Annotated in this window: 15 protein-coding genes and 1 pseudogene; 9 read left to right on the top strand and 7 right to left on the bottom strand. The window is 56.1% G+C overall.

Annotated elements, in window-relative coordinates:
- Positions 1–5 precede the first annotated feature (5 nt).
- From treZ to proS, 8 genes and pseudogenes are all read left to right on the top strand, one after another.
- Positions 6–1811: a malto-oligosyltrehalose trehalohydrolase gene (gene treZ / locus KRR23_RS19275; RefSeq protein WP_216743804.1), complete on the top strand. Its 1806-nt coding sequence runs from the start codon at positions 6–8 to the stop codon at positions 1809–1811.
- Positions 1808–3889, top strand: coding sequence for a 4-alpha-glucanotransferase (gene malQ / locus KRR23_RS19280; RefSeq protein WP_216743805.1), 2082 nt, complete (start codon positions 1808–1810; stop codon positions 3887–3889). Before treZ ends, malQ begins: the two co-directional genes overlap by 4 nt.
- Entirely contained in the window at positions 3886–6672 is a 2787-nt protein-coding gene (locus tag KRR23_RS19285; RefSeq protein ID WP_216743806.1) for a malto-oligosyltrehalose synthase, read from the top strand. The genes malQ and KRR23_RS19285 overlap by 4 nt, the downstream gene beginning before the upstream one ends.
- A gap of 21 nt (positions 6673–6693) precedes the next feature.
- Positions 6694–7011: a DUF2934 domain-containing protein gene (locus KRR23_RS19290; protein ID WP_216743807.1), complete on the top strand. Its 318-nt coding sequence runs from the start codon at positions 6694–6696 to the stop codon at positions 7009–7011.
- 116 nt (positions 7012–7127) lie between these two features.
- Positions 7128–9287: a glycogen debranching protein GlgX gene (gene glgX, locus KRR23_RS19295; protein ID WP_216743808.1), complete on the top strand. Its 2160-nt coding sequence runs from the start codon at positions 7128–7130 to the stop codon at positions 9285–9287.
- Between the two features lie 230 nt (positions 9288–9517).
- The gene (locus KRR23_RS19300; protein WP_216743809.1) at positions 9518–10276 is read left to right on the top strand and encodes a PIG-L deacetylase family protein; all 759 of its coding nucleotides are present in this window, start codon (positions 9518–9520) and stop codon (positions 10274–10276) included.
- A 7-nt stretch (positions 10277–10283) separates the two neighbouring features.
- A pseudogene (locus KRR23_RS19305) lies at positions 10284–10436 on the top strand (EEP domain-containing protein); the annotation flags it as partial.
- Between the two features lie 267 nt (positions 10437–10703).
- Positions 10704–12194, top strand: a complete 1491-nt coding sequence (gene proS, locus KRR23_RS19310; protein WP_216743810.1) for a proline--tRNA ligase — start codon at positions 10704–10706, stop codon at positions 12192–12194.
- A gap of 53 nt (positions 12195–12247) precedes the next feature.
- On the opposite strand, the gene KRR23_RS19315 is transcribed toward proS, so the two are convergent.
- From KRR23_RS19315 to ccrA, 7 genes are read right to left on the bottom strand one after another with little or no spacing between them, the layout of a single operon-like run.
- Positions 12248–13441 (bottom strand): MFS transporter, encoded by a 1194-nt coding sequence (locus KRR23_RS19315; protein WP_216743811.1) that lies wholly within the window; start codon positions 13439–13441, stop codon positions 12248–12250.
- The gene (locus KRR23_RS19320; RefSeq protein WP_216743812.1) at positions 13428–14186 is read right to left on the bottom strand and encodes a class I SAM-dependent methyltransferase; all 759 of its coding nucleotides are present in this window, start codon (positions 14184–14186) and stop codon (positions 13428–13430) included. Before KRR23_RS19320 ends, KRR23_RS19315 begins: the two co-directional genes overlap by 14 nt.
- A gap of 17 nt (positions 14187–14203) precedes the next feature.
- A complete protein-coding gene (locus tag KRR23_RS19325) occupies positions 14204–15109 on the bottom strand; it encodes a serine hydrolase (protein WP_216743813.1) in 906 nt (301 codons plus the stop codon).
- Positions 15099–15827 carry a thioesterase II family protein gene (locus KRR23_RS19330; RefSeq protein WP_216743814.1) on the bottom strand — a complete coding sequence of 243 codons (729 nt, stop codon included), beginning with the start codon at positions 15825–15827 and terminating at the stop codon, positions 15099–15101. The genes KRR23_RS19325 and KRR23_RS19330 overlap by 11 nt, the downstream gene beginning before the upstream one ends.
- Positions 15817–21606, bottom strand: coding sequence for a type I polyketide synthase (locus KRR23_RS19335; protein ID WP_216743815.1), 5790 nt, complete (start codon positions 21604–21606; stop codon positions 15817–15819). Before KRR23_RS19335 ends, KRR23_RS19330 begins: the two co-directional genes overlap by 11 nt.
- A gap of 1 nt (position 21607) precedes the next feature.
- The gene (locus KRR23_RS19340; RefSeq protein WP_216743816.1) at positions 21608–23464 is read right to left on the bottom strand and encodes a non-ribosomal peptide synthetase; all 1857 of its coding nucleotides are present in this window, start codon (positions 23462–23464) and stop codon (positions 21608–21610) included.
- A 4-nt stretch (positions 23465–23468) separates the two neighbouring features.
- Complete coding sequence (gene ccrA, locus KRR23_RS19345; protein ID WP_216743817.1) at positions 23469–24677, bottom strand: crotonyl-CoA carboxylase/reductase; 1209 nt, start codon at positions 24675–24677, stop codon at positions 23469–23471.
- A 771-nt stretch (positions 24678–25448) separates the two neighbouring features.
- Between ccrA and KRR23_RS19350 the strand changes: the two genes are divergently transcribed.
- Positions 25449–26510: an autotransporter outer membrane beta-barrel domain-containing protein gene (locus KRR23_RS19350; RefSeq protein WP_216743818.1), complete on the top strand. Its 1062-nt coding sequence runs from the start codon at positions 25449–25451 to the stop codon at positions 26508–26510.
- Positions 26511–26781 lie beyond the last annotated feature (271 nt).

Here is a 26781-nt window from a genome sequence, read left to right on the forward strand (position 1 = left end):
CTTGAATGCCGTTACGGACTCCGGAAACCTGGCCCCACGGCGCCGTCATGCTGGATGCCGAACACACCCGGTTCGCCCTGTGGGCGCCCGATGCGTTTTATGTGAGTGTCGAGCTTGAAGACGGGCAATCACTGCCGATGTTGCCCCAGGCGAACGGCTGGTTCGTGATTGAGACCCGTTGCCCGGCCGGCACTCGCTATCGCTACAACATCGAGGGCGAACGCGACGTGCCGGACCCCGCGTCCCGGGCGCAAGCCGGCGGTCTTGCGTCACCCAGTGTGGTGGTTGACCCGCATGCTTACCGTTGGCAGCACTGTTTCTGGCAAGGCCGGCCCTGGCATGAAGCGGTGATCTACGAACTGCATGTGGGTGTGCTGGGTGGTTTTGCCGAAGTCGAAAAGCACCTGCCACGGCTGGCAGAACTGGGCGTTACCGCGATCGAACTGATGCCCCTGGCGCAGTTTCCCGGCGAGCGTAACTGGGGCTACGACGGCGTGCTGCCTTACGCGCCCCAGTCGTCATATGGCACACCTGATGCGCTCAAGCACCTGATCGATAGCGCCCATGGTCTGGGTCTGGCGGTGATCATCGACGTGGTTTACAACCATTTCGGCCCTGACGGCAATTACCTGCATCATTATGCCAAGGGCTTTTTCCGCGAAGACCTGCACACGCCTTGGGGCGCAGCCATTGACTTCCGCCGACGCGAGGTGCGCGACTTCTTTATCGACAACGCGCTGATGTGGCTCCTTGAGTACCGCTTTGACGGTTTGCGTCTGGATGCGGTACACGCCATCGAAGATCCGGATTTCCTTCAGGAACTGGCGGCGACGGTGCGCGAGCACATCGACCCGCCCCGTCATGTCTGGCTCACCCTGGAAAACGAGCACAACCAGGCCAGCCTGCTGGAGCAGGGCTTCGACGCGCAGTGGAACGACGATGGGCACAACGCGCTGCACGTACTGCTGACCGGAGAAACCGAGGCTTATTACGCCGACTTTGCCGAGGGCCCCAGCGAAAAACTGGCCCGCTGCCTGAGCCAGGGCTTCGCCTATCAGGGCCATACCAATCGCCATGGCCGTGCCCGAGGCGAACCCAGTGGGCATTTGCCGCCCAGTGCCTTCGTGCTGTTTCTGCAAAACCATGACCAGATCGGCAACCGTGCCTTTGGCGAGCGTCTCCACCAGTTGACTGCACCTCAGGCGTTACGCGCGGCGACGGTCCTTCTGTTGTTGTCACCGATGATCCCGTTGCTGTTCATGGGCGACGAATACGCCGCTGACGAGCCGTTTCTGTTTTTCACCAGCCACCATGGAGTCTTGGCCAGGCAGGTGCGAGAAGGTCGACGCAATGAGTTCGCGGCGTTCAGCGCCTTTGCCGATCCGCACACCCGCGAACAGATTCCCGACCCGAATGCGTTGCACACGTTCACCGCTTCGCGGCCGACACTGACATCATCTGAACCGTTGACACAGCAAGCAACCCTGACGCTGTATCGACAGTTGCTGCTGATCCGTCATCGAGAAATCATCCCGCGCCTGCCCGGTGCTCACGCGCTGGGCGCCACGGTGCTGGCAACGGGTGCGATAAGTGCACGTTGGCACATGGGCGATGGCAGCCTGCTGTGCATCGACCTGAACCTCACCACGGAGCCCGTGTCCCATTCATCACAAGCCCATTCCCGGTTGCTGTTCGAGTACCCGCAGCGGTCCTTCGAAGCCCTGCAACAAGGCACCCTCGCCCCCTACTGCGCGCTGGTCAGTCTGACGGCAACGACACCCTTGCTACCCACCACTGGAGAGCGTCCATGAGCGATGCGCAACTGGAAATCCTCGCCAGCCGAGCCGGCCTGGCAGTCGACTGGATCGACGCCAACGGCCGCCCCCAAAAAGTCGCTCCGGCGGCATTGCGAGCGATCCTCAGCGGGCTCGGCCACCCGGCTGGCAGCGCTCAGGAAATCGACGCCAGCCTGCAGGAACTGCAACAGAACCAACAAAACAAACGCTTGCCGCCAATGATGACCGTCGACGTCGGCGCCGGCCTCGACCTCGCGCTTCACTTTGCCCCTGAAACGCCCTGCGAGATTCACCTGGAAGACGGCGCGATCCTCCACCTTAAACTCGATGACGAAGCGGTTCTGCCGGGGCTGATCCCGATCGGCTATCAGGAAGTTCACATCGCCGACCAATGCTTCACACTCGCCGTCGCCCCCTTGCAGTGCCATAGCGTGGCCGCTGCCGTTGACAACCCGATACCCCGGGCCTGGGGCCTGAGTGTGCAATTGTATTCACTACGACGCCCCGGCGACGGCGGCTTCGGCGATCTGCAGGCACTGGAAAACCTCGCCCGCGTTGCCGGTGAGCGCGGCGCCGATGCGTTAGCCATCAGCCCGCTGCACGCGATGTTCAGTAACGACACACAACGCTACAGCCCTTACTCGCCCTCCAGCCGTTTGTTTCTCAATAGCCTGTACGCCTCACCCGGGGAAGTTCTCGGCGAACGCGCCCTGCGCCTGGCCATCGATGCCACTGAATTGGCCGACGAACTCAAGCACCTGGAAGAGCAACCGCTGATCGACTGGCCCGCGGCTGCCAAGGCCAAACAGCAATTGTTGCAAGCGCTGTATGAAGGATTCTCCCAGGGTGATCATCCCTTGCACGCGGACTTCAGCAGCTTTCGTCACGACGGTGGCGAGGCCCTGGAAAACCACTGCCGTTTCGAGGCGCTCCAGGAAGCCTGTGCCGCCCTTGGCGAAAGCCTCGACTGGCGCCAGTGGCCTGAGCACTGGCGCGACCCGCGCAGTGTCGAACTGACGGTATTTGCCGAGAAAAATGCAGATCGCATCGGCTTCTACGCCTTTTGCCAATGGTTGATCGCCCGCAGTTTGCAACGCGCACAAACCGTTGCGCGTAGCAGTGGCATGGGCATCGGCTTGATCGCCGACCTGGCTGTCGGTGCGGATGGCGGTGGCAGCCAGGCCTGGAGTCGTCAGGACGAATTGCTGGCGGCCCTCACCGTCGGCGCGCCCCCGGACATTCTCAACCGCACGGGGCAAGGTTGGGGGATTTCTGCGTTTTCCCCCGAAGGGCTGATACGCAATGGGTTTCGCGCGTTTATCGAAATGCTGCGGGCCAATTTTGCCCATACCGGTGGTCTGCGCATCGACCATGTCATGGGTTTGCAGCGGTTATGGGTGATTCCCCTCGGTGCGCCGCCGAGTGACGGCGCGTATCTGTATTACCCAGTGGACGATCTGCTGCGTTTGGTGACGCTGGAGTCCCATCGACATCAGGCGATCGTGCTTGGCGAAGACCTTGGCACCGTGCCCGATGGCCTGCGCGACAAACTCATCGCCCGCTCGATCCTGGGTATGCGCGTACTGCTGTTCGAGCAGGACCACGGGGCACACTTCAAACCGATTCTCGATTGGCCGGACAACGCGCTGGCTACCACCAGCACCCATGACCTGCCGACGCTCAACGGTTGGTGGCATGGTCGCGACATCGAATGGGGTGTCCGCTTGGGGCTGGTCGACAGCCACGGTGAACAGCAATGGCGTGAACACCGTCAGCGCGAGCGTGAAGGTTTGCGTCGGGCCTTGAGTCAGGACCCGCAAAACTTCCGCGAGGAGACCCACGAGACCGACCAGGTGCTCGACGCCAGCGTGCGCTTCCTGGGTCACACCCGCGCCCCTTTGGTGTTGCTGCCGCTGGAAGATGCGCTGGGCATTGATGAACAGGCCAACCTCCCCAGCACCACCGACAGTCATCCGAACTGGCGTCGGCGCTTTGCCGATGAAAGCGACGTGCTGCTGGACGATACGGATGCCGCACGACGGCTGGAACTGCTCGCTTGCGCACGCCTTCAGGCAGCCGAGCGTGATCAATGAGTGAGGTGCCAACCGTCCCGGTACGGGCGACGTTGCGCGTGCAGTTTCATCAGGGATTCACCCTGGATGACGCCGTACCGCTGGTGCCGTATTTCTGCGGTTTGGGCATCAGCCACCTCTATGCCTCGCCGCTGTTGAGTGCGCGGGCCGGGTCGATGCACGGCTATGACGTGGTCGACCCGAGCCGGGTCAATCCCGAGCTGGGCGGCGAGGCAGCCCTGCGGCGACTGGTCAGTGCGCTGCGCGCCCAGAACATGGGGCTGATCCTGGACATCGTGTCCAACCACATGGCCGTCGGCGGCGCCGACAATCCCTGGTGGCTGGACTTGCTGGAATGGGGGCGGCTGAGTCCTTATGGTGCGTTTTTCGACATTCAATGGCATTCGCCAGACCCGTTACTCGAAGGCCAGCTATTGCTGCCGTTTCTGGGTAGCGATTACGGCAGCGCCTTGCAGGACGGCACGCTGACGCTGCGCTTCGATCCGGGACGGGGCAGCTTCCATGTCGAACACTATGAGCACCACTTTCCGATCTGCCCCACCGACTACGCTGAACTGCTCAAGCCTGACGATTCGCTCGACGTCGAACGGGTACTGCAACTCAAGGCATTGGCCGATCAATTCACCACCCTGCATTACCAGACCGATGCCCACTCCCTTGCGCACCCCTTGCAGCAAGCGCTGATCACACTGGCGACTGATCCGGCGATCTTGCGCTGCATCGAGTACAACCTCAGCCGCCATGACTCCCGCCAACCTGAAGGTTTCAGCCGTCTGCACGAGCTGCTCGAACGCCAAAGCTATCGCCTGGCCAGTTGGCGCACGGCGGCCGATGACATCAACTGGCGGCGCTTCTTCGACGTCAATGAGCTGGCCGGGCTGCGGGTCGAACGCCCGGCCGTGTTCGAAGCTACCCATGCAAAAATTTTCGAGCTGATTGCCGAGGGACTGGTGGACGGATTGCGTATCGACCACATCGACGGACTTGCCGACCCGCGGGGTTACTGTCGCAAACTCAGGCGTCGGGTGAACGCCCTGTCACCGTTGCGGCACGTACCGATCTATGTCGAAAAAATCCTCGGCGACGGTGAAACGCTGCGTCGCGACTGGCAGGTCGATGGCACCACGGGCTATGAGTTCATGAATCAGCTGTCGTTGCTGCAACACGACCCGCAAGGCGAGCAAGTCCTTGGCGAACTGTGGAGCCGACATACCGAACGGCCCGCAGCGTTCATCGAGGAAGCCCAACTGGCACGCCAGCAAATGCTCAACGGTTCGCTGGCCGGCGACTTCGAAAGTGTCGCGCAGGCCTTGCTGCAAGTAGCCCGCGATGACCTGATGAGCCGAGACCTGACCCTTGGTGCGATTCGTCGGGCATTGCAGGAACTGATCGTGCATTTCCCGGTGTACCGAACGTACATCGGCCCGTGCGGACGCTCGGCGCAAGACCAGGTGTTTTTTCAGCAGGCCATGAGCGGCGCGCGCCAGACCTTGAGCGAAGCCGACTGGCCGGTGCTCGACTATCTGGCGCTGTGGCTGGGTGGGCAGCCCTGGCGCGAGCGCCCGGTGGGCCGTCAACGCAAGATCCTCAAGCACGCCTGCGTGCGCTTTCAGCAACTGACCTCGCCGACCGCCGCCAAAGCCGTGGAAGACACCGCCCTCTATCGCTCAGGCGTGTTGTTGTCACGGAACGATGTCGGCTTCAACACCGAGCAGTTCAGCGCCCCACTCGCCGACTTCCACACGGCGTGCAGCCAACGCTTCGGCGAATTCCCGGACTCGCTGCTGACCAGCGCCACCCATGACCACAAACGCGGTGAAGACAGCCGCGCACGTCTGGCATTACTCAGCGAACGCAGTACCTGGTATGCCGAAACAGTCGAAGGCTGGCGGACACGGAGTGCTGCCCTGCGCCGCGATCCGTCGATGCCCTCACCCGCCGATGAACTGCTGCTCTACCAGACCTTGCTCGCCAGTTGGCCACTGGAGCTGCATTGCGAAGACGCGCAGTCGATGACGGCCTACACCGAGCGACTGTGGCAGTGGCAGCAAAAAGCCCTGCGCGAAGCCAAACTCCAGAGCAGCTGGAGCGCACCGAACGAGCCTTATGAGCAGGCCACGCGGGCCTTCCTCGAGCGCCTTCTGCTCAGCCCCGAAGGCCTGCCTTTACGCGGTGCTATCGCCGATGCTGCGCAAGCGATTGCCTGCGGCGGTGCGCTCAATGGATTGGCGCAAACCTTGCTGCGTATGACGGTGCCGGGGGTTGCGGATCTGTATCAGGGCAATGAGTTCTGGGATTTCAGCCTGGTGGATCCGGACAATCGGCGAGCGGTTGATTTCAGCGTCCGCCAGCAGGCATTGCACACCCCGGTGGACACTCGACAGTTACTGCACAACTGGCGTGACGGGCACATCAAACAGGCGTTGATCGCCCACACGCTGGCGTTACGCGCGCGATACCCGCAACTGTTTCGGCGGGGCCGTTATCAAGCGTTGCAGGTGGTGGGCAGTCAGGCCGGGCGGGTGTTGGCTTTCGCCCGCGAACTCGACGGCCAACGGGCGATTGTGCTGGTGCCGGTGCGGGTTGCGTCGCTGCTGGAAAGCAGTGCCACACCGCAGGTGCCTGCCCTGCTCTGGGGCGACACCCGAGTCAAACTGCCGTTCTCCACCGCCGAAGAAAAACTGAAGGGACTTTTTACAACAGGTGCAGTCACACACCACAAGGAGTTGCTGATTAGCGCCGCGCTGGGAGACTTCCCGGTCAATCTGTTTATCCAGACTTGAGTTCAACTCAGGAGCATTGCGATGAGTACCGATGACAAACGCGTTCGTGAATTTGCCTATCAGATCTGGGAGTCCGAGGGGAAACCCGAAGGCCAGGAAGCGCGCCACTGGGAGATGGCCTGCAAGCTGGCAGAGGCCGAAGCCCTGGCCCCGACCAAGCCTGCCCGGACCGCCAAAACCAATAGCGGCAAAACCAACAGCAGTAAAACAGCAGCCAGCAAACCCACGGCGACCAAGCCCAAAACCAAAGCCACTACACCCGCCAAGGTCGCAACGCCACCGGGTGAAAAGCCTGTGACCGCGAAAAAGCCTCGAGCGCCACACAAGCCGGCCAGTTGAGGGGGCCCGATCCTGATTGACCGCGTGGCGAGCAGATTCGCCACTTCGGGGATGGCGCGGCCTTGAGAGGCCAGCAATGCCGGCGCCATCACCCAAGCCCAATTGCAGGAGCAATGATGACCACGCCAAAAAAGACCGCGCCAGAACCTCACGTCGAGGCCTCGCGAATCCGTGAAGGCTTGCCCTTCCCGCTCGGTGCGACCTGGGATGGTCTGGGGGTCAACTTCGCGATATTTTCGGCTAACGCCACCAAGGTCGAACTGTGTTTGTTCGACGATGCCGGCGAAGTCGAGCTCGAACGTATCGAACTGCCGGAATACACCGACGAAATCTTTCACGGCTACTTGCCGGACGCTCATCCGGGGCTGATCTACGGCTACCGGGTTTATGGGCCTTACGACCCGCAAAACGGTCACCGCTTCAACCATCACAAATTGCTGATCGACCCCTACGCCAAACAGTTGGTGGGGCAATTGAAGTGGTCCGAAGCCTTGTTCGGCTACACCATCGGCCACCCCGACGCCGACCTCAGTTTCGATGAGCGCGACAGTGCACCCTTCGTGCCCAAGTGCAAGGTCATCGACCCGGCGCACACCTGGGGCCATGACCATCGGGTCAATGTGCCGTGGGATCGAACGATCATTTATGAGGCTCACGTACGCGGCATCAGCATGCGTCACCCGTCCGTCCCGCAAGCGCTGCGCGGGACCTTCGCCGGGTTGATGGTCGATGACCTGCTGGAACATATCCGCAAACTTGGCGTGTCGTCGGTGGAGCTAATGCCGATACACGCCTTCGTTAATGACCAGCACCTGTTGCACAAGGGCATGACCAATTACTGGGGCTACAACAGCATCGCCTTCTTCGCCCCCGATCCGCGTTACCTGGCCAGTGGCAAGATCGCCGAGTTCAAGGAAATGGTCGCGCACCTGCACGAAGCCAATCTTGAAGTGATTCTGGACGTGGTCTACAACCACACCGCCGAGGGCAACGAACAAGGCCCGACCCTGTCGATGCGCGGCATCGACAATGTCTCCTACTATCGACTGAAACCCGATGACAAACGCTTCTACATCAATGACTCCGGTACCGGCAACACGCTGGACCTGAGCCATCCCTGTGTGCTGCAAATGGTCACCGATTCGCTGCGTTACTGGGCCTCGGAAATGCACGTCGACGGTTTCCGCTTCGACCTGGCGACCATCCTCGGGCGATATCACGATGGTTTTGACGAGCGTCACAGCTTCCTCGTTGCCTGCCGCCAGGACCCGATTCTGCGTCAGGTAAAATTGATCGCCGAGCCTTGGGACATTGGCCCTGGTGGCTATCAGGTCGGCCATTTTCCGCCAGGCTGGGTCGAGTGGAACGACCGCTTCCGCGACACCGTGCGCGCCTTCTGGAAAGGCGATGACGGCCAGCTCGCCGACTTCGCCGCACGCATGACGGCATCGGGTGAGATGTTCAATCAACGCGGCCGCCGTCCCTACGCCTCCATGAACTTCGTCACCGCCCATGACGGCTTCACCTTGAATGACCTGGTCTCCTACAACGAAAAGCACAACGAAGCCAACGACGAAGAAAATCAGGACGGTAGTAATCACAACCTGTCCTGGAATCACGGCGTTGAGGGCCCCACTGACGATCCCGAGATCAATGCGCTGCGCCAGCGGCAGTTGCGTAATTTCTTCGCCACCCTGCTGTTGGCCCAAGGCACACCGATGGTGGTGGCCGGTGACGAATTTGCCCGAACCCAATACGGCAACAACAATGCCTACTGTCAGGACAGCGAAATTGGCTGGGTCAACTGGGACTTGAGCGAAGACGGCAAGGCCTTGCTCAAATTTGTCAAACGCCTGATCAAGCTGCGCCTGGCCTATCCGATTCTGCGGCGCGGACGTTTTCTGGTGGGCAATTACAACGAGGATATTGGCGTCAAGGACGTCACCTGGCTGGCGCCCGACGGCAGCGAAATGTCCACCGAACAATGGCAGGATAGCCACGGGCGATGCCTGGGGATGTTGCTCGATGGACGCGCCCAGGAAACCGGAATCCGTCGCAAAGGCGCCGACGCTACCTTGCTGCTGGTGGTTAATGCTCATCACGACATTGTCAATTTTCAACTGCCAGAAGTGCCTGACGGCGGATTCTGGACCTGCATGATTGACACCAACCAACCCTCGATTCAGGGCCAGGAGCGGTTCGACTTCAATCATCAATATTCGGTAACCGGACGCTCGTTGCTGTTGTTCGAGTTGCAGCATGAGGAGCAAGACTGATACGCAATTGCGCCCCTCATCGGCAGCGTTTGAGCCAGCTACGTCACAAAAACGCCCGTTAGGGAGGTGACGGGGGCGACGAATGGTGATGTATGAGCAATACTCTGCTCGCAGCAATCCAGGGTTTGGAGCGCTGTGCCCTGCGATCATCCAGCCGCAAGGGGTCTGCGCCGGCGTGTTCAGCCAGCTGCAATACGTGTGACGGCACACCAGAACAAGGACGTATCGCCATGAAATCCACTACCCTCGTCGATAGTAGTTTGCCTGTGCAGATCTGGAACACTGCCCGGCAACTGGACAATATTCCAGTCATCAGCACATCTACCCTTATTCCCGCAGGTGCTCGCGCGGTGATAATCGCACCGCATCCGGGTGATGAAGTCGTGACCTGCGGTGGCCTGCTGCAGTTGTTGACCACCCTCGGCCACCCTCTGCAATTGATCTCGATCACCGACGGCAGCGCCAGTCATCCAGGCTCGAACCTGTGGTCGGAAAAGCGCCTGAGTGTGTTCCGCCCCCAGGAGAGCGTCGAAGCCCTGCGTCGCCTCGGTTTGCCCATGCATAGCCTGAAATGGATTCGCGGCGGTTTTACCGACAACGGACTGGCCGAGCGTGAACTCCATTTGACGCAATTCATCGCACGCTACCTGCGACCGGGTGATGTGGTGTTCAGCACCTGGAGCGAGGACGGCATCATCGACCATGACACCGTAGGTCGGGCCAGCGCAAAAGCCGCCCTTATGGTGGGCGCGAGTTTCAATGAAGTGCCGGTCTGGGCCTGGCACTGGCCGGCCCGCGATCAGGGGCTGATTCCCTGGCACCGCGCCCGCAAGGTTCGCCTCGATACCTGGACCGTCGCGCGCAAATGCCACGCCACCCATGCGTACGCCAGCCAGCTGAACGGTGAACCGGAGATCGGCATCGCGCCGAAGCTACCCAGGGCTATCCTGGCGCGGATGCGTCAGCCCTATGAAATCGTTTTTGTATAAATGCGAGCTGCATTGCGTGCTCGATGTGCCGGGGCACACCGAAGTACACGCGATCTGTGTCCACCTGTGCCTGTTGGAAAACCATCGCCAATTGCAGTTTGCCCTGCTCTGTCAATTGATCGAGTCGCTGCCGGATGACGCCCCCGGGATCATGGCTGGCGGTTGAAGTGTATGTTTAATGTTTCTCCTTGGGCTTGCAGGTGAATTCCTCGGTTTCTTCTTGTTACTACAAACGATCCTGATTGCCGAATGAACCACATCTTTAAGCGCGCCCCTTCTGTCAAAGAGCAGATTTATCTGAAAGAAATTTCCGAAATATCCAAACAAAAACATAAACACTTGAAATTCCAACCTCCAAAAAATATACATAGACCTATTCAACACCAAATCCAAAGTCACACGCAGCCTTTTCTAGGCCCGAGGCATTATGAAAAACGCGATATCGCCTACAAGAAATGAAAATTTTTCCGAATGGTATCAGCAAGTCATCAGCCAGGCTGAACTTGCTGAAAACTCTCCCATTAGAGGTTGCATGGTCATCCGCCCTTGGGGCTATGGAATATGGGAACAGATTCAGCGAGAACTTGATCAAAAATTCAAAGAAACAGGGCATGCGAACGCATATTTTCCACTTTTAATCCCGCTATCCTTCCTTCAAAAAGAAGCAGAGCATGTAGATGGTTTTGCCAAAGAGTGTGCAGTTGTAACCCATCATCGACTCGAACAATCAGCTAATGGAAAATTGATCCCTGCCGGTGAACTGGAAGAGCCACTCATCATAAGACCCACCAGTGAAACAGTTATCGGTGCCTCGTTCTCAAGGTGGGTGCAAAGCTACCGAGACTTACCCTTACTTATCAATCAGTGGGCCAATGTGCTCCGCTGGGAAATGCGCCCAAGGATCTTCCTCAGAACGTCGGAATTCCTGTGGCAGGAAGGTCATACCGTTCATGCGTCCAAAGCAGAGGCTCTGGACGAGACATTGAAGATGCTCGATATCTATGAGCGTTTCACCGTCGACTATCTGGCCATACCGGTTATCAAGGGTGAAAAGTGTTCATGGGAGCGATTCCCTGGCGCTGTAAACACCTACACCATTGAAGCGATGATGCAGGATGGCAAGGCTTTGCAGGCCGGAACCTCGCATTTCCTGGGTCAAAACTTCGCCCAGGCCTCGGACATTCGTTTCGTCAATAAGGACGGGATCAAGGAGCTTGCCTGGACAACCTCATGGGGCGTTTCCACACGATTGATTGGTGCCATGATCATGGCCCACGGAGATGACGACGGACTGGTAATACCGCCGTTGGTAGCACCAACACAGATCATCATCGTTCCGATAGTCCGCAACGAACAGGATGCCGAGGCTATCTATGCTTACTGTAATGATCTGAAAAAGAAAATCTCTCGCAAAAAAATAAAAGGCCAGTACCTCAGAGTCAGTATCGATAAACGCGAGATGAACGGCGGCGAGAAGAAGTGGTATCACATAAAACGCGGCGTGCCCGTTCGGGTTGAAGTGGGAATAAAGGAGCTCGAACAAAATGTGGTCTCTTATTCTTGCAGAGACAACATCAAAAGCATTTTGAAAGTTGACTCGGACGCTTTTGTCAAAGAAATCCAGCGAACTCTACTCACTATTCAGAGATCAATGCTAGACAGTGCAAAATCAAAACTTTCCGCACACACCAAAACAGTGACCAGCCTCAAAGACTTCAAGAACGCCTTCCAGCGAAAAGATAAATTGAATGCGTTCATTCTGGCGCCTTTCATTGAGGATGAAAAAGTTGAAAAGGCCATTGGAGAGTTCGGCGTAACAGTCCGCTGCATCCCTTTGGTTCAACCCAAGAATACAGCGACCTGTTTATTCACTGGAAAGCCAACCAATACGTGGGCTCTTTACGCGAAATCGTATTAATCCTTGATCATGACCAGCCCCTCCTGAAAGGGGCTGTTTTTTTTAGACAATTCTTATTGAGCCAGCTTGCCGCCTTCGACATAGAAGATCAGCCCCCCCACAAGAAGCAAAACCATCAAATACAAAAGAAAATAGAGCGGATTCAAGCCCGCAAGGATGAAACCGCATACCACTGGCGTCGAGGCCGCTCCAAGGTAGGTCAGGTTTTGCGAGCTGTAATACGCCCCTTTCATCCCGGCCGGCGCAATACGGGTGATGTAAAAAAATTCCAGGGGTTGAATGATAATTTCCCCCACAGTAAAAATAGCAGTGAAGAAGATCCAGGCGTAGAGGGTCTGGGAAAAAGCGAAGCCGATCAGCCCGACTACGAATGCCAGAATGCACCCGGCGATCCAGATTCTGAATCGTTCAGCGGCAACCCGTCGACCGATCAGATACTGCAGCAGTATCGAAGTCAGGGCATTCGTGACAAATACAACGTTGATGATCTCGTACATCTGGGCCGTGGAGTGGGTCGTGATCAGATACTGGCCCACATAAATATGAAACTGCCCGAACACACCTGCCAACAGAACACTGGCAATGGTGAATTTCAACAGGTTGCGATCCTTGGCCATGATTGCCAGAGAACCGAACACGCCTTCGCCTTCGACGTTTTCCTGTTCGACCACACGTGGCAGTGCGAAGGGACTGGCAGCCACTAGGACAAAAAACAACGCCGATACACTGCAAAACAATAACGGCGAAACGCCTTGCCGATTAAGCCAAAGCCCGACCAAGGGCCCTAATGCATAGGCTGTGTTAGTGAAAGTGTACTTGAGCGATAGCACCGACGAGGTTTCCTGCGGGGGAAACAACCGAGCAATGCACATGCGTACCGCAGTTTCCAGCGTTAGATATGCAAAGTTGAGTAACAGACAGAGTACAAAAACCAGGGTCAGCGAGTTGAACACAAACAGACTCATGTACATCGCCGACTGAATGATCGATGACGTGAGCATCAGTGCCTTGATGCTCAGTTTGTCGAGTACCGCACCGAACAACAGGCTGGCCAAGGAACTCAAGAGAATAAAGCCGCCGACAAAAAGCCCGATCTCATCGACTGAAAGTGAAAACCTTTCCTTTAGAAAAATCAAAAAATAAGATAGGAAGGCGGCCCTTGCCAGCGTCGGAAAGAAAGACAGTGGTACAACGATTGCCGAACCACTGAACAGCGAACCTTTTCGGATGGCCTTAAACACGGCCATAGACAACACGCGTTCTGTAATTGAGCGTGACTTCGCCGTTTTGCTGGTGTTCCTGATGTAAGGTGTTTAAGGCGTTACTGGCCGCCACATACTCGGGTGTCCCAGGCTGTGACGCATACGAACAGGACATGGTCCTTTCCAGCAGTCCCGATGCGCTCAACCGCTGACAGTTGTGGAAAGTCCGCTCCTGAAAGGGCCCGCTGAAAAACTGCCGAATCTTGTCTTCCAACGCATCGTCGATTTGCAATGTCTCCGAGTATCGGTCGAAGGCACCGCTCAACAGACGCTCGTAGGCGACATGAAACCCATCGCAATCCGGGCTTCGAATATTCCAGACAAGAAACACTGGATTATCGGTAGCCAGCACCCGCTTGAATTCGAGCCTGGTATTGTTCGGCTCGAACCAATGAAAGGATTGCCCGCATATCAACGCAGCCACACTACGGTCCCGGACGTTCAAGTGTTCTGCCGAGCCCTGATGATAGATCGCACTCTGTTGCACCTCGTGCCGCTTGGCCCTGTCCAGCATCTGTGCATCGGGCTCAACCCCGATCACAGGCATGCCCGTTGTCGCCAATTGCCGGGTCAGTATCCCGGTTCCGGACCCCACATCAAGAACGGGTAATGCCAGCGACATATCAAGCTGACTCTTGATGAAATCGACGGCCTCTTGCGGATAGGAAGGTCTCGCACTGTCATAGATTTCGGATTTATTCACATAGGCTGTGGCTAAGGAGTTTGCCAATTTGGTGGTCCTCGGAATTAGTGTTCAAGCCGGCTGTAGTCATCCAGCAAGCGCGAAAATAAGGCAATGAAATCCCTGGCATAAGCAAAGGCAGGCCTGGGTTCTTCAATGCGATGCAGGTCGTCGACAATGATCGAAAAAACAATTTTCACTTCGCCTCCCCACACCAGATAACCCACGTTGTTGTAGTTGCGATAACCGATGCCATGTTTGTCGCCAACCTGCTCTACATCGGTCAACCAACTCCTGATGGCGGTCGTGTCCTGCTGCCCGCGCATTACGTGCAGACCAAACTCACACAACGCCTTGCCGATGAAATACCCGTCGTGGGGCAACCGGTTTTTCGTGCCGTTGACGAGTACCGACAAGGCCGTCACCAGATCCAATGCAGTGGTGGTATTGACTGCGCTTAATGCATGATCAACGGTCAATGCCTGACTCGGCACAGCAGACAAATGCCAGGTTCCGGATAGTCCCAAGACACTCGACAAGGCGTTAAGGCGATCAAGACCGACCATTTCCACAAGATAGAAAGTGGCGACGTTATCACTCAGCGCCATCATTAACTTAAGCAACTCTGCAACCGTGAAAGCTCGCGGACTATCCAGTAACCAAAGACAACCGCAGGTTTGATGACCCGCCCTCTCCTTATCCACAAGGATGCTGTCACTCAGGGCAAACTCCCCACGCTCAATCAGCAAGAGCACCGTGACCAAGATGTACAGCTTTCGGGTACTTGAGGAGGGACTGCGAGCACGGCCATTGAAATCATGATGGGTACCGCAAACGACGTCACGTATATACCAGCGGTATGAACAGGCCTGCTCGCGTTGTGCCCATTCGATCATTCGTTGCCCGATGACCTGAAGGGACGAATAACCACCGTCATTCATTACGCGCAGCACTTCGTAGTCAGTCCACATTCAATGCAAACTCCTTCAGCTTCTCACCCACCAGACTCACGACCAATGCTGTTTGGGATCGGATAAAAAAATGATCCCCTTCGATGACCGATACTTGGCATTGCTGGGTGGTATGACGCATCCACCCCGGATAATCTTCGAACAGGTTGGTCACCTTGTCCCGGCTACCCAGCAACAGGTTGATAGGTGCGTCAATTAACGTGCCGCGGCTTGTTGACAGATCGATGGCTAAGAGAAAGTCGGCCCTGATCATTGGCAGAGCCGCCTCCATCAAACCTGGATTGGACATAAGTTCCGGCGGAGTGCCACCCAGGTCTTCGAGTACACGAAGCAGTGTTTCATCGCTCAGATCCTGCTCCCGGATACTCATTGCCCGGGCAAATCGTTCTGGTGCCAAGCATCCGCTGACAAACAACCTTGCGGCCTTCAGTCCGAGGACTTGCTCAAGTGCCCACTGAAATTCAAAGGCAATCCGCGCCCCTAGGCTATGACCGAAAAGCGCAAATGGCGGCACACACAACTTTGCGTAGTGGCTCAGCAGGTAGTCGATCAAGGAGTCGCGCGTCACCAGTGCCGGTATATCCAGCGCCCGTCCTCTCCCAGGAATGTCGATCGGAATAACCTTGATATATGGAAGCAGACGACGCCAGCGCGAGTAGAACCCTGCACTACCGCCAGCGTACGAGAAGCACAGTAGAGACAGTGGCTCATTGGCCATGAGTTGTCCTCGCCATTTCCAGCAATTGCCCCAGGTGGACGACCATGCGACGCCCCCAGCCTTCAACCTCAGCGGTCGAAAAACGCTGGGTGTGGAACCAGAAGTTGAAGCGCAAATCATCAGCGTTGATTTCCACCACCAAATGCAACCCCGGTACCCGTCGCATGTCTTCGATATTTGCGCCAGCTAGCAAATCACCCGACACCGGTCCGAGGATCTCCACGCCTTCGATCTGCACCTTGCCGGGGGAGTCGGCGGTTTGGCGATAGTTGAGGAAGTTGATCCCAAGGTCCGAGAAGTAGGAGTCTTGTGCCATCCCTGAAAAAGCCGACACTTCACCTATCAACATTGACGGATGCATCAGTGGATAGCCTTGAATGGCCTCCAATGTGCGTGCGACCATCGAGATTCCGCTCAACCAGTCGTGATGCACCGTGATTGGCACGGGCAACGGCGAAGTGAAGGGACCGATGACGTTGTTGAATTCGCTCAAACCCCTGCCGCTATTGATCGCGCTGATAATCAACTGATCGCAACCGATGACTTCGGCCATGGTCGTGGCGTAGACATACAAAATCGCATTGAAGACGCTGAACCCTTGCCGCTTTGCCAACTCAACCAGGGTACGGTTAGCACCCGGAACTTCGACGCTGTGTCGGGACGACGAACAGGCGGTCGTCAATGCGAAGCCCGGATGCGCGGGTAACACCGTGGTGCTTTCGAATGCGTTGTAAAGTCCCTTGAAGAAGCCCGCATCGGTTGGCCACTGTTGGTTTAGATATTGCTGCTGACGTCGCGCATAATCGACATAGCCAAACTCGTTCTCGATCGGAGTCAATGGTTCATTGGCGGCAAGGTCATGCAAACAATCGCCCAATCGATCGAACAGCAAGGTCAGGGATTTACCATCGAACTCCAGGTGCTGAACGCCCAGCAGCGCAATAAAGAAAGGTTCGCCGACATCGATAAAATGGATAGCCCAAGTGACGTTATCCTCTGGCTTGGACAGATCCCGCGCCATTACCCGAACACGATCCCCGATCTGCTTCGCCTTGTCCAAAGGTGTTAGCAACGACAGGTCCGTACATAACGCCCCAAAATCAGCGAGCACCTGCCCTGTTGTTCTGACCGTTGGCCGCCCATTGGGGAAAAAGGTCCTCAACAACCGATGCTCGTCCACAACCTGGGCCAACGCTTTTCGACAGTGCTCTGCATTCAGCGGACAGTGGATCAGATATGGAATGATGCGCAGGCCGTAATCCTTGCCGATAAGCGAAATCCACCTCGTCTGTTGCAACGAAACGGCTGTTTCCTGCGCACACGTATCAGCATCGTTGTTGACGTCGCGATTCATATCACGCCACGCCGACGTGTTGACGTGGGACGCGAGGGTGGCATGGAGTTCACTCAATGCCCGCATCGAATAAAAGCTCTTGAGAGTGCAATGCAAGCCCAACTGGGCGATGAGTGCATTCTTGAGCTGCACGAGTGCCAGGGAGTCGAAACCTAGCGCCCTGAAATCGACATCCTTGATCAAGTCATAGCGGCCACGGGTCGACACCTCCAGACCGACAAGGTCATCGACTGTCGTTGCGAGCCAGGTCTCGAGGATGCCGGCAACCTGGGTTTCGTCGGCACAACCGAGTATGCGTGCCGAAACGCTGACCGCCTGCGCTCTGTCGTTGCCCGTATCATGAGTCGTCAGCCGTTCAAGAAAACGTGCCGTGACCGGAGTTCTGTTGCGCAGGACGTTTGCCGTAATGTTCATGAAAGCAGCGGAACGAGAAGGCCCGGCCAAAAGCTGGCGGATAAACAGCAGACCCTGCTCGCTGCTGTGACTGTTCAAACCACTGGATTTGAGCACCTGCATTCGCTGACCGTCGGCGCGCAGCTTTCCAGCATCGCCCCATATACCCCAATTGACCGTCAGTACGCTCCCGGCGTTGGCGAACAAATGCGAATGGGCAGCATCAAGAAACGCGCTGGCAGCGCCATAGGCCGACTGCCCGCCGTTGCCTAAAATCGATGTGGCCGAAGAGAAGTTGAAAACGAAGTCGACCGCCGCTCCATGGTTGCACAACAGTTGGTAAAGGGTCAGGACGCTACTGCATTTGGACTGAAACGAGCGCGTCAGATCCTCTTCCTGAACTTCGTCAAACAGCTTGTCATTGAGATCGACAGCCAGATTGAAAATTGCGACCCTCTGAATCCGCAAGGTCTCGAGCCACTTCGCACATTCGCGGCGATCTTTGCCGGTGGCCAGATTGAGCCCGAGATACCGGATCGTCGGGTGACGTTCCATAAGCTCGCTCAACGCCTCGCCAGGATGTTCCGTCCGCCCGACAACATAGATGGATCGGGCCTTGTCGGCGCAGAGGCTTTCGATCAATCGCCTACCTATTCCTCCACCGCCTCCGATCAGGAAGTAGCTCTGATCGCTAGAGTAGGTAAAACAAGAAACGTCATTGAACACTGTCTTTTCCAACCGGGGCACAAAGGCTTCGGTCTGCCTTACAGTGATGACGAACTCATCGGTCAACGGCAACAATTGGAGGTAGCTGGCCTCCTCTATTCCCGTGAGCGGCTGCTCTCTGATGAAGTTCAGGGCCATGACCTTTAAGCCTGGCTCCTCGATCAACAACGAACGGATCATGCCAACGACACTGTTCGCCACAGGGTTAAGCATCATGTCCTTATCACCGCTGGCTGCAGTGGAAAACAAGATGCAAATCTGCGGTCGCAGCTCAAAAAATCCGATCACCGAGCGCAACAGATTCAAGACCAGCGAACAGGTACTGACCGCTGTTGCCACGTCATTCCCCGATTCCAGTGTGGCCGGCGATGCCAGGGAGTGCCGCAGGTCGAGATAAACCCTATCGATACCGTCGCGGTATTCCCCCCATAGCTGATCGTAATCTTGTGGTGCTGGTTTGTACTGGGCCCCACCAGACGGCGCATGAACGCAAGCCAGCCGATTCAACGCGAAGCAGTGAAACTGATCGAAGACCTTTTCCAGAAAACCGGTCTCCGCGTCGTTGTACACCTCGTTTCTAGCAAGAAACAGAACCTTTTGGCAGGCAGTCGGTTGGCTGTTCATCTGGTCAACCGTCAACGCATGCCAGACCGTCTGATAAGTATTGTCGGCAATGGATTGAACCGGCTCAGCCGTTTCGATCCAGCAGCGAGCGCGCTGGAAAGGATAGATTGGTAATCCCTCCAGCACAGGTGCCCGCCAACCTGTGGTTGCGAAGTGAATGTCGGCACCAGCCCGGAACAGCTCACCCAGCACAGTCAAAAACTGCCGATGATCCCTATGACCGCCCCTGGCCATAGGAAGCGCGGTCAACATATCCTCTGCGCCGTTGATCAGCAGGCCCGACAGCGTGGCTTTTGGCCCGATCTCGACAAGGTGGGTACAACCCAAGTCATGTGCGTAGACAACGCTAGCCCTGAAATCTACCGTTTCACGCAGATGACGACGCCAGTACTGTGAGGTTGCTACTTCATGAGTAGCCAGTTTCCCCGTCACACTCGAGATGAATGGGTGTGTGGGTGCGCTCAGCTCGACGCTGTCCAGATAGACCTCAAACCGGTCCAGCAACGGGTCGAGCAAATAGGAATGCCCGGGTCGCGAAATCTTCAACCGTGTCGCATTCAGCCCTGTGTCACCCGCGGCTTCAATGAGCTTTTCAATTGCCTCCACGGTTCCGGAAATCACAGTGTTGTTCGCTGCATTCAAGGCGGCAATCGAAAGACTCGCCCCCGCAACCTCAATCAACTTCAACGCGCGCTCTTGATCGCACCCCAGGACCGCCATAGCACCGATATCACCCAGCGAATCCAGAAGCCTGCTACGTTCCACCAGCATTCTGAAACCTTGCTCAGGAGTAAACACTCCCGCGATGCAGGCAGCTGCGTACTCTCCAAGGCTGTGTCCAAAAAAAGCCATTGGGGTGACGTTGTAACTAAGAAGCAGACGCGCCATCGCAACCTGTAAGGCGAACGTCATGGGCTGCGAACAGGCAATATCTTGCTCAATCCGCTCATTGATCTGCGGATCGAACAAGAGCATCGCGGCAGTGGCTCCGAAGACGTCCAGGCAGACTGAGTCGAAAGCGTCCAGCTCAGCTTTGAATACAGCTTCATATTTGTAGAGTTCCAGCCCCATTGCTCGATGTTCGCCTCCTTGCCCGGAGAACATCAGGCCAACCTGAGGTGCGCCCTTGGTATGCGTTTCGACGTTGACAGACAAGCCGGCCAGACTGTCGATCGCTTCCTTGCGGCTGCTCGCGACGATAAACGTACGCTGTACAAACAACGATCTGGATCGCAGGAGATTATCGACAAATGCCGGGAAACATTCGTCAGACTGCGTGTCGAGGAACTGCCGGTAGCTGCCGCACAAGTGCTGCAAGCCGTCGCACTCCCTCGCCGTCATAGGGATCAAGCAAAGCGCATCATTGGTAGACGATGAATGTGCAGGCTCCCGTGCTGGTGCAGACTCTACGATCAAGTGCGAATTGTTGCCGCCCAAGCCAAAACTGCTGACACCCACGATGACGTGAGGTGTCTGTATGGCAACACATTGCCGGTTGATGGCGAAGGGTGTTTCTTCGATGTACAACTCAGGATTGTACTGTTCGAAGTTGAGGGTTGGGGGAATCACTTTATGTCTGGCAATCAATACTGCCTTGATAAGACCGGCCATCCCGGCCGCCCAGCCCAGGTGCCCAATGTTGCCTTTGACACTCCCCAAGTAACACGTTTGCTCGCGGTCACGACTGTTAAAGGCATTGGCCAGGGCTTTGATTTCGATGGGATCACCAATAGGCGTCGCGGTGCCATGAGCCTCGATGTAGCTCACGTGCTCGGGGCCGATACCCGCAATATCGAGTGCTTCGCGAATGACCCGCGACTGACCTGCCACAGAAGGCGCCGACATCCCTGCTCGATGAGCACCATCGTTGTTGGTGGCGACCGAGCGAATCACAGCATGAATTTGATCACCATCAGCCAGAGCGTCGGCAAGCCTCTTGAGCCCTATGACAGCTGCACCCGAGCCGAACACCGTTCCACTGGCCCTAGCATCGAACGGGCGACAATGCCCATCGGAACTAAAAGGCATACCTGGCTCGAAAAAGTACGGTATCGATTGCGGAACCGAGACCGCAGCTGCACCGACCAACGCGGCATCGCACTCCCCTAGTAACAACGCCTGAATAGCGGCCTGAATGCCGAACATCGACGTCGCACAGGCTGCCTGAACGTTAACGGCAGGGCCGCAGCAGTTGAGTTTGTATGCAATACGGCTGGCCAGGAACTCTTTGTCCGTGGCCATAAATTGCGCTAGCGTCTCGGATGACTGATACAAACCGCTGGCACCGTCGCGAGCATGAAGGCCGCGTACATTATTGATGAAATAGGAACTAGGCCCGGCGCCGCAGAAAACGCCAATAGACTCGGTATGAGCGTGCAGCGATGCGTCCTCAAGTACTTCCCACGCGCACTCAAGCAATACTCTGTGCTGCGGATCCAGCAATTGGGCCTCCTTGAAGCTGAATCCGAAAAAGTTGTAATCGAAGTCTTCAATACCGGGAAGTTCGGCGCGAGCACAAATTCGTCCATCGGCTTCGGTCTCGACATGAATGCTTTCAACACCGGACAAGAGGTTTTGCCAGTACTGGTGGACCGATGTGGCCCCTGGAAAACGACAGGACATGCCAATAATCGCAATGCCGCATTCAACCGGCGATACTTGATGCTCCTCGTGATCGTGCATGTCAGCCTCTCTTTCTTCCCTGAAAACCATGAATGACCGCCGCTCTCAGCTTCCAACTGCTGGCGGGCGCAATGGTCGGGGCAATCTCTCCCGTCGCGCTTAATGAGCGTTGGTAAAAGCTGCACAGAAGCCTCGGAGTGGGGTACTCGAACAGATCGGTCTGGCGGAAGTCATAGGCCAGCAGGTAACGCAACTCGGCCACCAGAGTAACCAGAGTGATGGAGTTCGCGCCGGCTTCGATAAAGTTGTCGTTGGCACCGATCCGATCCAGACCGAAGCAGGACGCCGCCAGCACACACAGGGTCGTTTCGAGTTCGCCCTGCGGCGCAAGGTAGCTCGACGACACTTCGGACCTTAGCCCACCGACCAGGGGCAACTTGTCGACATCGGCCTTACCATTGAGCGTCAATGGTATGGCCACTATTTTTTTGTAGAACGAGGGCAGCATGTAATCGGGTAGTCTTGCCACCAAGTGTCCATGTAGGCTCAAGCTGATGTCTTGATCGCTGTCCTGCGCAGTAAAGTACATGATCAGCGAAGTGGTCAGACCTGACTGCCGGGCAACGACGAGGCAATCGTCAATCAGCCCGGAGGCGATGGCTGTCGCCTCGATCTCTTTCAACTCAACCCGGTAACCCCGAACCTTGTACTGCCGATCACAGCGCCCCTTGTACTCGAATAACCCTTGTTCGTTCAGGACACAGATGTCGCCGGAGTTGTACATCCGCTCATGTGTTTGGGGATGCGTAACAAATCTTTCAGCCGTTTGCATCTGCATGCCGTAGTACCCCAGCGCCAGTGACCGGCCTGCGATATAGAGCTGTCCAACTGTGCCCGGCTCTACAGGCTGTAGCTGGTCGTCCAGCAAATAGGCTTTACTGGCAAGGGTGACTTGGCCGATGGGCGGAAGATCCGGCCAGCCTTGTGGCTCGCTATTGAGTCGATGCTCCATCACTACATGGGTTTCGGCCGGACCGTAGTGATTGATAAGGCGACACTGGGGATGCGTCTTGAACCACTGCCTGACGGCGTCAGTGATCTTCAACTGCTCTCCGGCACAGATCACTTCCCTGAGATCTGCCAATGCCTGCGCTTCGTGCAGATTAAACGTGACGAAAGGGATCAGCATGGAGGTCGGCAAGAACAGACGGGTGACCGCCCTTGAGGCCAACTGCCGAGTCAGTTCGTGCAGATCCTTCTTTTGCAGGTCCGTGATGACCAGCAGACGATCACCCCGACACAAGGCGCTATAGATTTCCTGAAATGAGACGTCAAACCCTTGGGCGGCATAAAGCAGGGTGGTGCCAGACGGGCCCGGCGCCTCCACCATCCAGTCAATAAGGGTACTCAGCGATCGATAAGGCACCATTACTGGTTTGGGCTGCCCGGTGGTCCCTGAGGTAAAAACCATGTAGGCAGGGACTTCATCCAGCGCCTCAGGAGTGATCTCGAGGCCAGAGGCATGTACCGACATCGCCACAGGCTCGTCCATACGCAACAGGTGGGTATGTTCGTCCAGCATCCTGGTCAGTTCGATACTGTGCTGTTGGTTCACCAGGCATAAAGACAAGTCGATTGATGTGATCATTTGCCTCAATCGCTCTACCGGGTAACTGCTGTCCAGTGGTACGGCCGTTCGCCCCAACAAGTGAACAGCCAGTATTGAGACGATATAATCGACACTTTTCTCCATCAACACACCGATCATTACACCCGAGCTTTGCGCTCCGACAACTTCAGCCAAACGTAGAGCCCGACTATGTAACTCACCGTATGAGACCTCCGAAAAAGTATCGAGAACTCCCGATGCTTCCGGAGAAGCACGAACGACGCCGACAAATCTTTGAATAAATAACATTCAGTCATCCCTCCCGTTGACTACCGACTCGAATCACAAAGTTACCCAGAGGCTCCCGATTCTCAAACATGATCTGATGAGCCAACGGCAAAGCTTCGAAGTCGAAAACTCTTGTCAGACAAGGATTTATTACACCCTGACAAACTAGTTTATTGAACGCACTGCATTGGGCTGAATTGGCAAAGTGAGATCCTTGGAATCTTTTTTGCCGCATCCACTGATAACGAATATCAAACGTTCCCTTATACCCACTGGTGCCAGCACAAATAACAACCATGCCACCGGGAGCGCACACAAAGGAGGACGTCGGAAAGGTATCTTCGCCAGGATGTTCAATGACAATACTGGGACTTTTCTTCTCCCCTACCAGGCACCAGATTTCCTTCTGAAAACGCCTGGCTTCATTTAACCATCGGGCATATTCGACCGGATTCTCGATATCATCCAGCACGCCCCAATGCCCATAATCCTGGCGATTGATAGTGCCCTTGGCACCAATCTGCCGGCAGTAAGCGGCTTTTTCGTCGCTGCTGACGACAGCGATCGGAATCCCTCCAACGGCGTTGACGAGTTGAATGGCCATCGACCCCATTCCGCCGCTACCACCCCAGATAAGGACCACCTCACCTGGTTTGACCGTATGGGGGGCAAAGCCGTGGAGCATGCGATAGGCCGTCGCGCCGCAGAGCATATAGGAAGCCGCCTGCTCCCAACTCAAGTGAGCGGGTTTGGGTAGGATCGCCTGCCGCTTGACCCGGGTGAATTCGGCAAACGCGCCAAAGTTGATTTCGTACCCCCAGATTCTTGCCGATTTGTCCATGATCTCATCGGCAACGGAATCTGAGTCCCACCAACCACAGTGCAAAACAACTTCATCCCCAATACTTATATCGTCGACATCAGCGCCAACAGCCACCACGATGCCTGAGGCATCAGACCCGGCGATATGAAAATCATGTTTCTCACCACGGGATCTTTGAAGATCAATGACGTCGACTGGATATCCTCGTGCAGCCCAAACTCCATTGTGATTGACACCTGCAGCCATGACCCTGATTAAGCACTCATCAGACTGGAAATAAGGCACAGGTACAGACTCAAGAGCAAAAGCGCTTAAAGGTTCGCCATACCTTTCAGGTCTAATAGTTTGAGCCAACATCATCTCAGGAACATTGAGATCTGTAGGATCAGGGATCATAACCACCCTATTCATATTCTGATCATCCTTGGGATTTTTTATTATTTGATTAGAAATCCTTTCTACCAGCCGTACCAAACCCAACAAACAGCAGATCAATTATTCGAAAAACACCGCAAAGTAGACCAGTAGATAAATCGACGCCAGATCGCCGACAAACCAAAACTAGTACAGATAAAAAATTATCGCAAAGAAAACCCCAAAATTTCGGAACTTACGTACAATCAGCGAACTACTAATCCTAATTCAACTCCAGAAATTTCTCGAAATTGCGTAACTTTCTTCCTACAACCATATCAACATATGAACATCAATTTATTAGTTGCTTGCAAGGCTCTATATTCACCGAAACAAAACGAGCGGTAAGATTTTTTCTTGTTATGGAACATAAGGCGGACCGTAAGCCGTTCGGAGGATGACACCTCCAAGAAAAACTTCTCACGGCACCACTCACGCCTTGGACCAAAGCCTTTGGGACGCGAAAAAAACCTCAAATTTGACGTCAAAATATGATTATCCAGACAAACAACAACTTAGATAATTACCAATAATCAGCCAGTTGCAGCGCCTAAATTAGTCATACCGCTCATCGTTCAATTTCTTGACGCAACGCCAACGGTCTTCTTAGCTAAACGTTACTACCCCCGGAAATACCTCCTGGGGCACGCCTCGAAAACCCGTTAAAGCGGGCCGCCGGGTCTTGCCTCAATGAAATCGGTCGCCCCTCATTCGGGGTAGGAGAGACGCCAAACAGAGTCATGGCATGCGATTGCAAGGTAGACCTCCATGAACACCTCCCTCATCCAACACGAGATCAAAATCACCCTGTACACCGTCTCCACTTCGTTGTTGCTGTGCACATCCATGGAGGTTCAGGCGTCCCCTACCGAGAACGAGGCGATACCCTGGTATCAGCTAGATGTCCCGGCGCTCACCCTGCCGACGCCTGATACGAGTAACAGCATCCGCTTCATCCGCAATCCCGGTCTTGATAACCAGTTGCTGACAGTCGAGCAAGCCGCTCCTTCTGCCTGGGATCGAGTTTATGGCCAGCCTGCCAGGAGCGCAGAGCGCGACGTCCTCAGTTCACCGTTTTCCGGCGTGAGCGGTTCGGAACTCAAGGGCCCGGCGTTGATTACCCTGCAAAGCAGCGGCGGCAGCACTCAGCGTGTTGGCCTGATGGGCGGTATAAACCAGTTTCAGGGCAATGGCAATGGCCTTGTCAGCTCTGCCATTGTCGACCCGAATAACACCCTCAACGTGCAAGGCCCCAATCTTGGCGCCTATTGGAGCCTGACCGGCGCAAACGGCTGGCACGTGGATTTGACCGCCAGCGGTGGTCGGGTCAATGGCTACAGCCTCAATGATCAGGGCCAGCGCCAAGCTGCCGAAGGCAGCGCAATGACCCTCTCGGTGCAAGGCGGGTTCCCCATCGGCATCAGCGAAAACTGGGTAATCGAACCCCAGGCCGAATTGATCAACCAGCGTATTAGCCTGGACACCCCGTATGCCGGTAGCGGCAATGCCTCATCCACCGACCTGACGTCCTGGAGCGGCAGGGTCGGTGCAAGCTTGAAAGGCAGTTATGACATCAAGGGCCTACCGATCGAACCCTATGTTCGTACCAACTTCTGGCATACGGTCAATACCTCCGACACTGTGACCCTCGGTCAGGTCGACAAGCTCAGCAGCAGCCGGAACGCGTCCTCGATTGAACTGGGACTGGGCCTGGTGGCCAGAGTCACGCCCTCTGTCAGCCTGTATGTCAGCGGCGATTACAACAGCGCGACCGTCAACAACGACTTGAACGGGTTGATCGGCAGCCTCGGGGTGCGGATGCTTTGGTGACTGTCAGGAAGATTTGCGAACCGTAGGCGCACGGTTTGCCAGCGATGGCAGCCGTAAAATCGCCATCGCCGGCAAACATGCGCCCACACGTCGCGCGCAAAACAGCGCTGATTCAGGCTCTGCACAGCAAAAAACCTGAATATCCCCCAAACCAACCCACAAAACCCAAAAAATCCCTGATCGCCGTTAGTCTCCACCCCCTGCGATGGATTAAAGTAGCGCCCCCAGCCCTGGCGTTATTCGAACGCCTTTGCTCACCCTCTCCAGGAAC

The sequence above is a fragment of the Pseudomonas sp. CVAP#3 genome (assembly GCF_018986375.1).
Classification (GTDB): Bacteria; Pseudomonadota; Gammaproteobacteria; order Pseudomonadales; family Pseudomonadaceae; genus Aquipseudomonas; species Aquipseudomonas helvetica.

Excerpts from the sequence above, each read along its gene's own strand:
- KRR23_RS19335 (WP_216743815.1), bottom strand. The coding sequence starts at position 21,606 with ATGCACGATCACGAGGAGCATCAAGTATCGCCGGTTGAATGCGGCATT.
- KRR23_RS19285 (WP_216743806.1), top strand. The coding sequence starts at position 3,886 with ATGAGTGAGGTGCCAACCGTCCCGGTACGGGCGACGTTGCGCGTGCAG.
- treZ (WP_216743804.1), top strand. The coding sequence starts at position 6 with ATGCCGTTACGGACTCCGGAAACCTGGCCCCACGGCGCCGTCATGCTG.
- KRR23_RS19325 (WP_216743813.1), bottom strand. The coding sequence starts at position 15,109 with ATGTGGACTGACTACGAAGTGCTGCGCGTAATGAATGACGGTGGTTAT.
- KRR23_RS19330 (WP_216743814.1), bottom strand. The coding sequence starts at position 15,827 with ATGGCCAATGAGCCACTGTCTCTACTGTGCTTCTCGTACGCTGGCGGT.
- ccrA (WP_216743817.1), bottom strand. The coding sequence starts at position 24,677 with ATGAATAGGGTGGTTATGATCCCTGATCCTACAGATCTCAATGTTCCT.
- KRR23_RS19300 (WP_216743809.1), top strand. The coding sequence starts at position 9,518 with ATGAAATCCACTACCCTCGTCGATAGTAGTTTGCCTGTGCAGATCTGG.
- malQ (WP_216743805.1), top strand. The coding sequence starts at position 1,808 with ATGAGCGATGCGCAACTGGAAATCCTCGCCAGCCGAGCCGGCCTGGCA.
- glgX (WP_216743808.1), top strand. The coding sequence starts at position 7,128 with ATGACCACGCCAAAAAAGACCGCGCCAGAACCTCACGTCGAGGCCTCG.
- proS (WP_216743810.1), top strand. The coding sequence starts at position 10,704 with ATGAAAAACGCGATATCGCCTACAAGAAATGAAAATTTTTCCGAATGG.
- KRR23_RS19315 (WP_216743811.1), bottom strand. The coding sequence starts at position 13,441 with ATGGCCGTGTTTAAGGCCATCCGAAAAGGTTCGCTGTTCAGTGGTTCG.
- KRR23_RS19290 (WP_216743807.1), top strand. The coding sequence starts at position 6,694 with ATGAGTACCGATGACAAACGCGTTCGTGAATTTGCCTATCAGATCTGG.
- KRR23_RS19350 (WP_216743818.1), top strand. The coding sequence starts at position 25,449 with ATGAACACCTCCCTCATCCAACACGAGATCAAAATCACCCTGTACACC.
- KRR23_RS19340 (WP_216743816.1), bottom strand. The coding sequence starts at position 23,464 with ATGTTATTTATTCAAAGATTTGTCGGCGTCGTTCGTGCTTCTCCGGAA.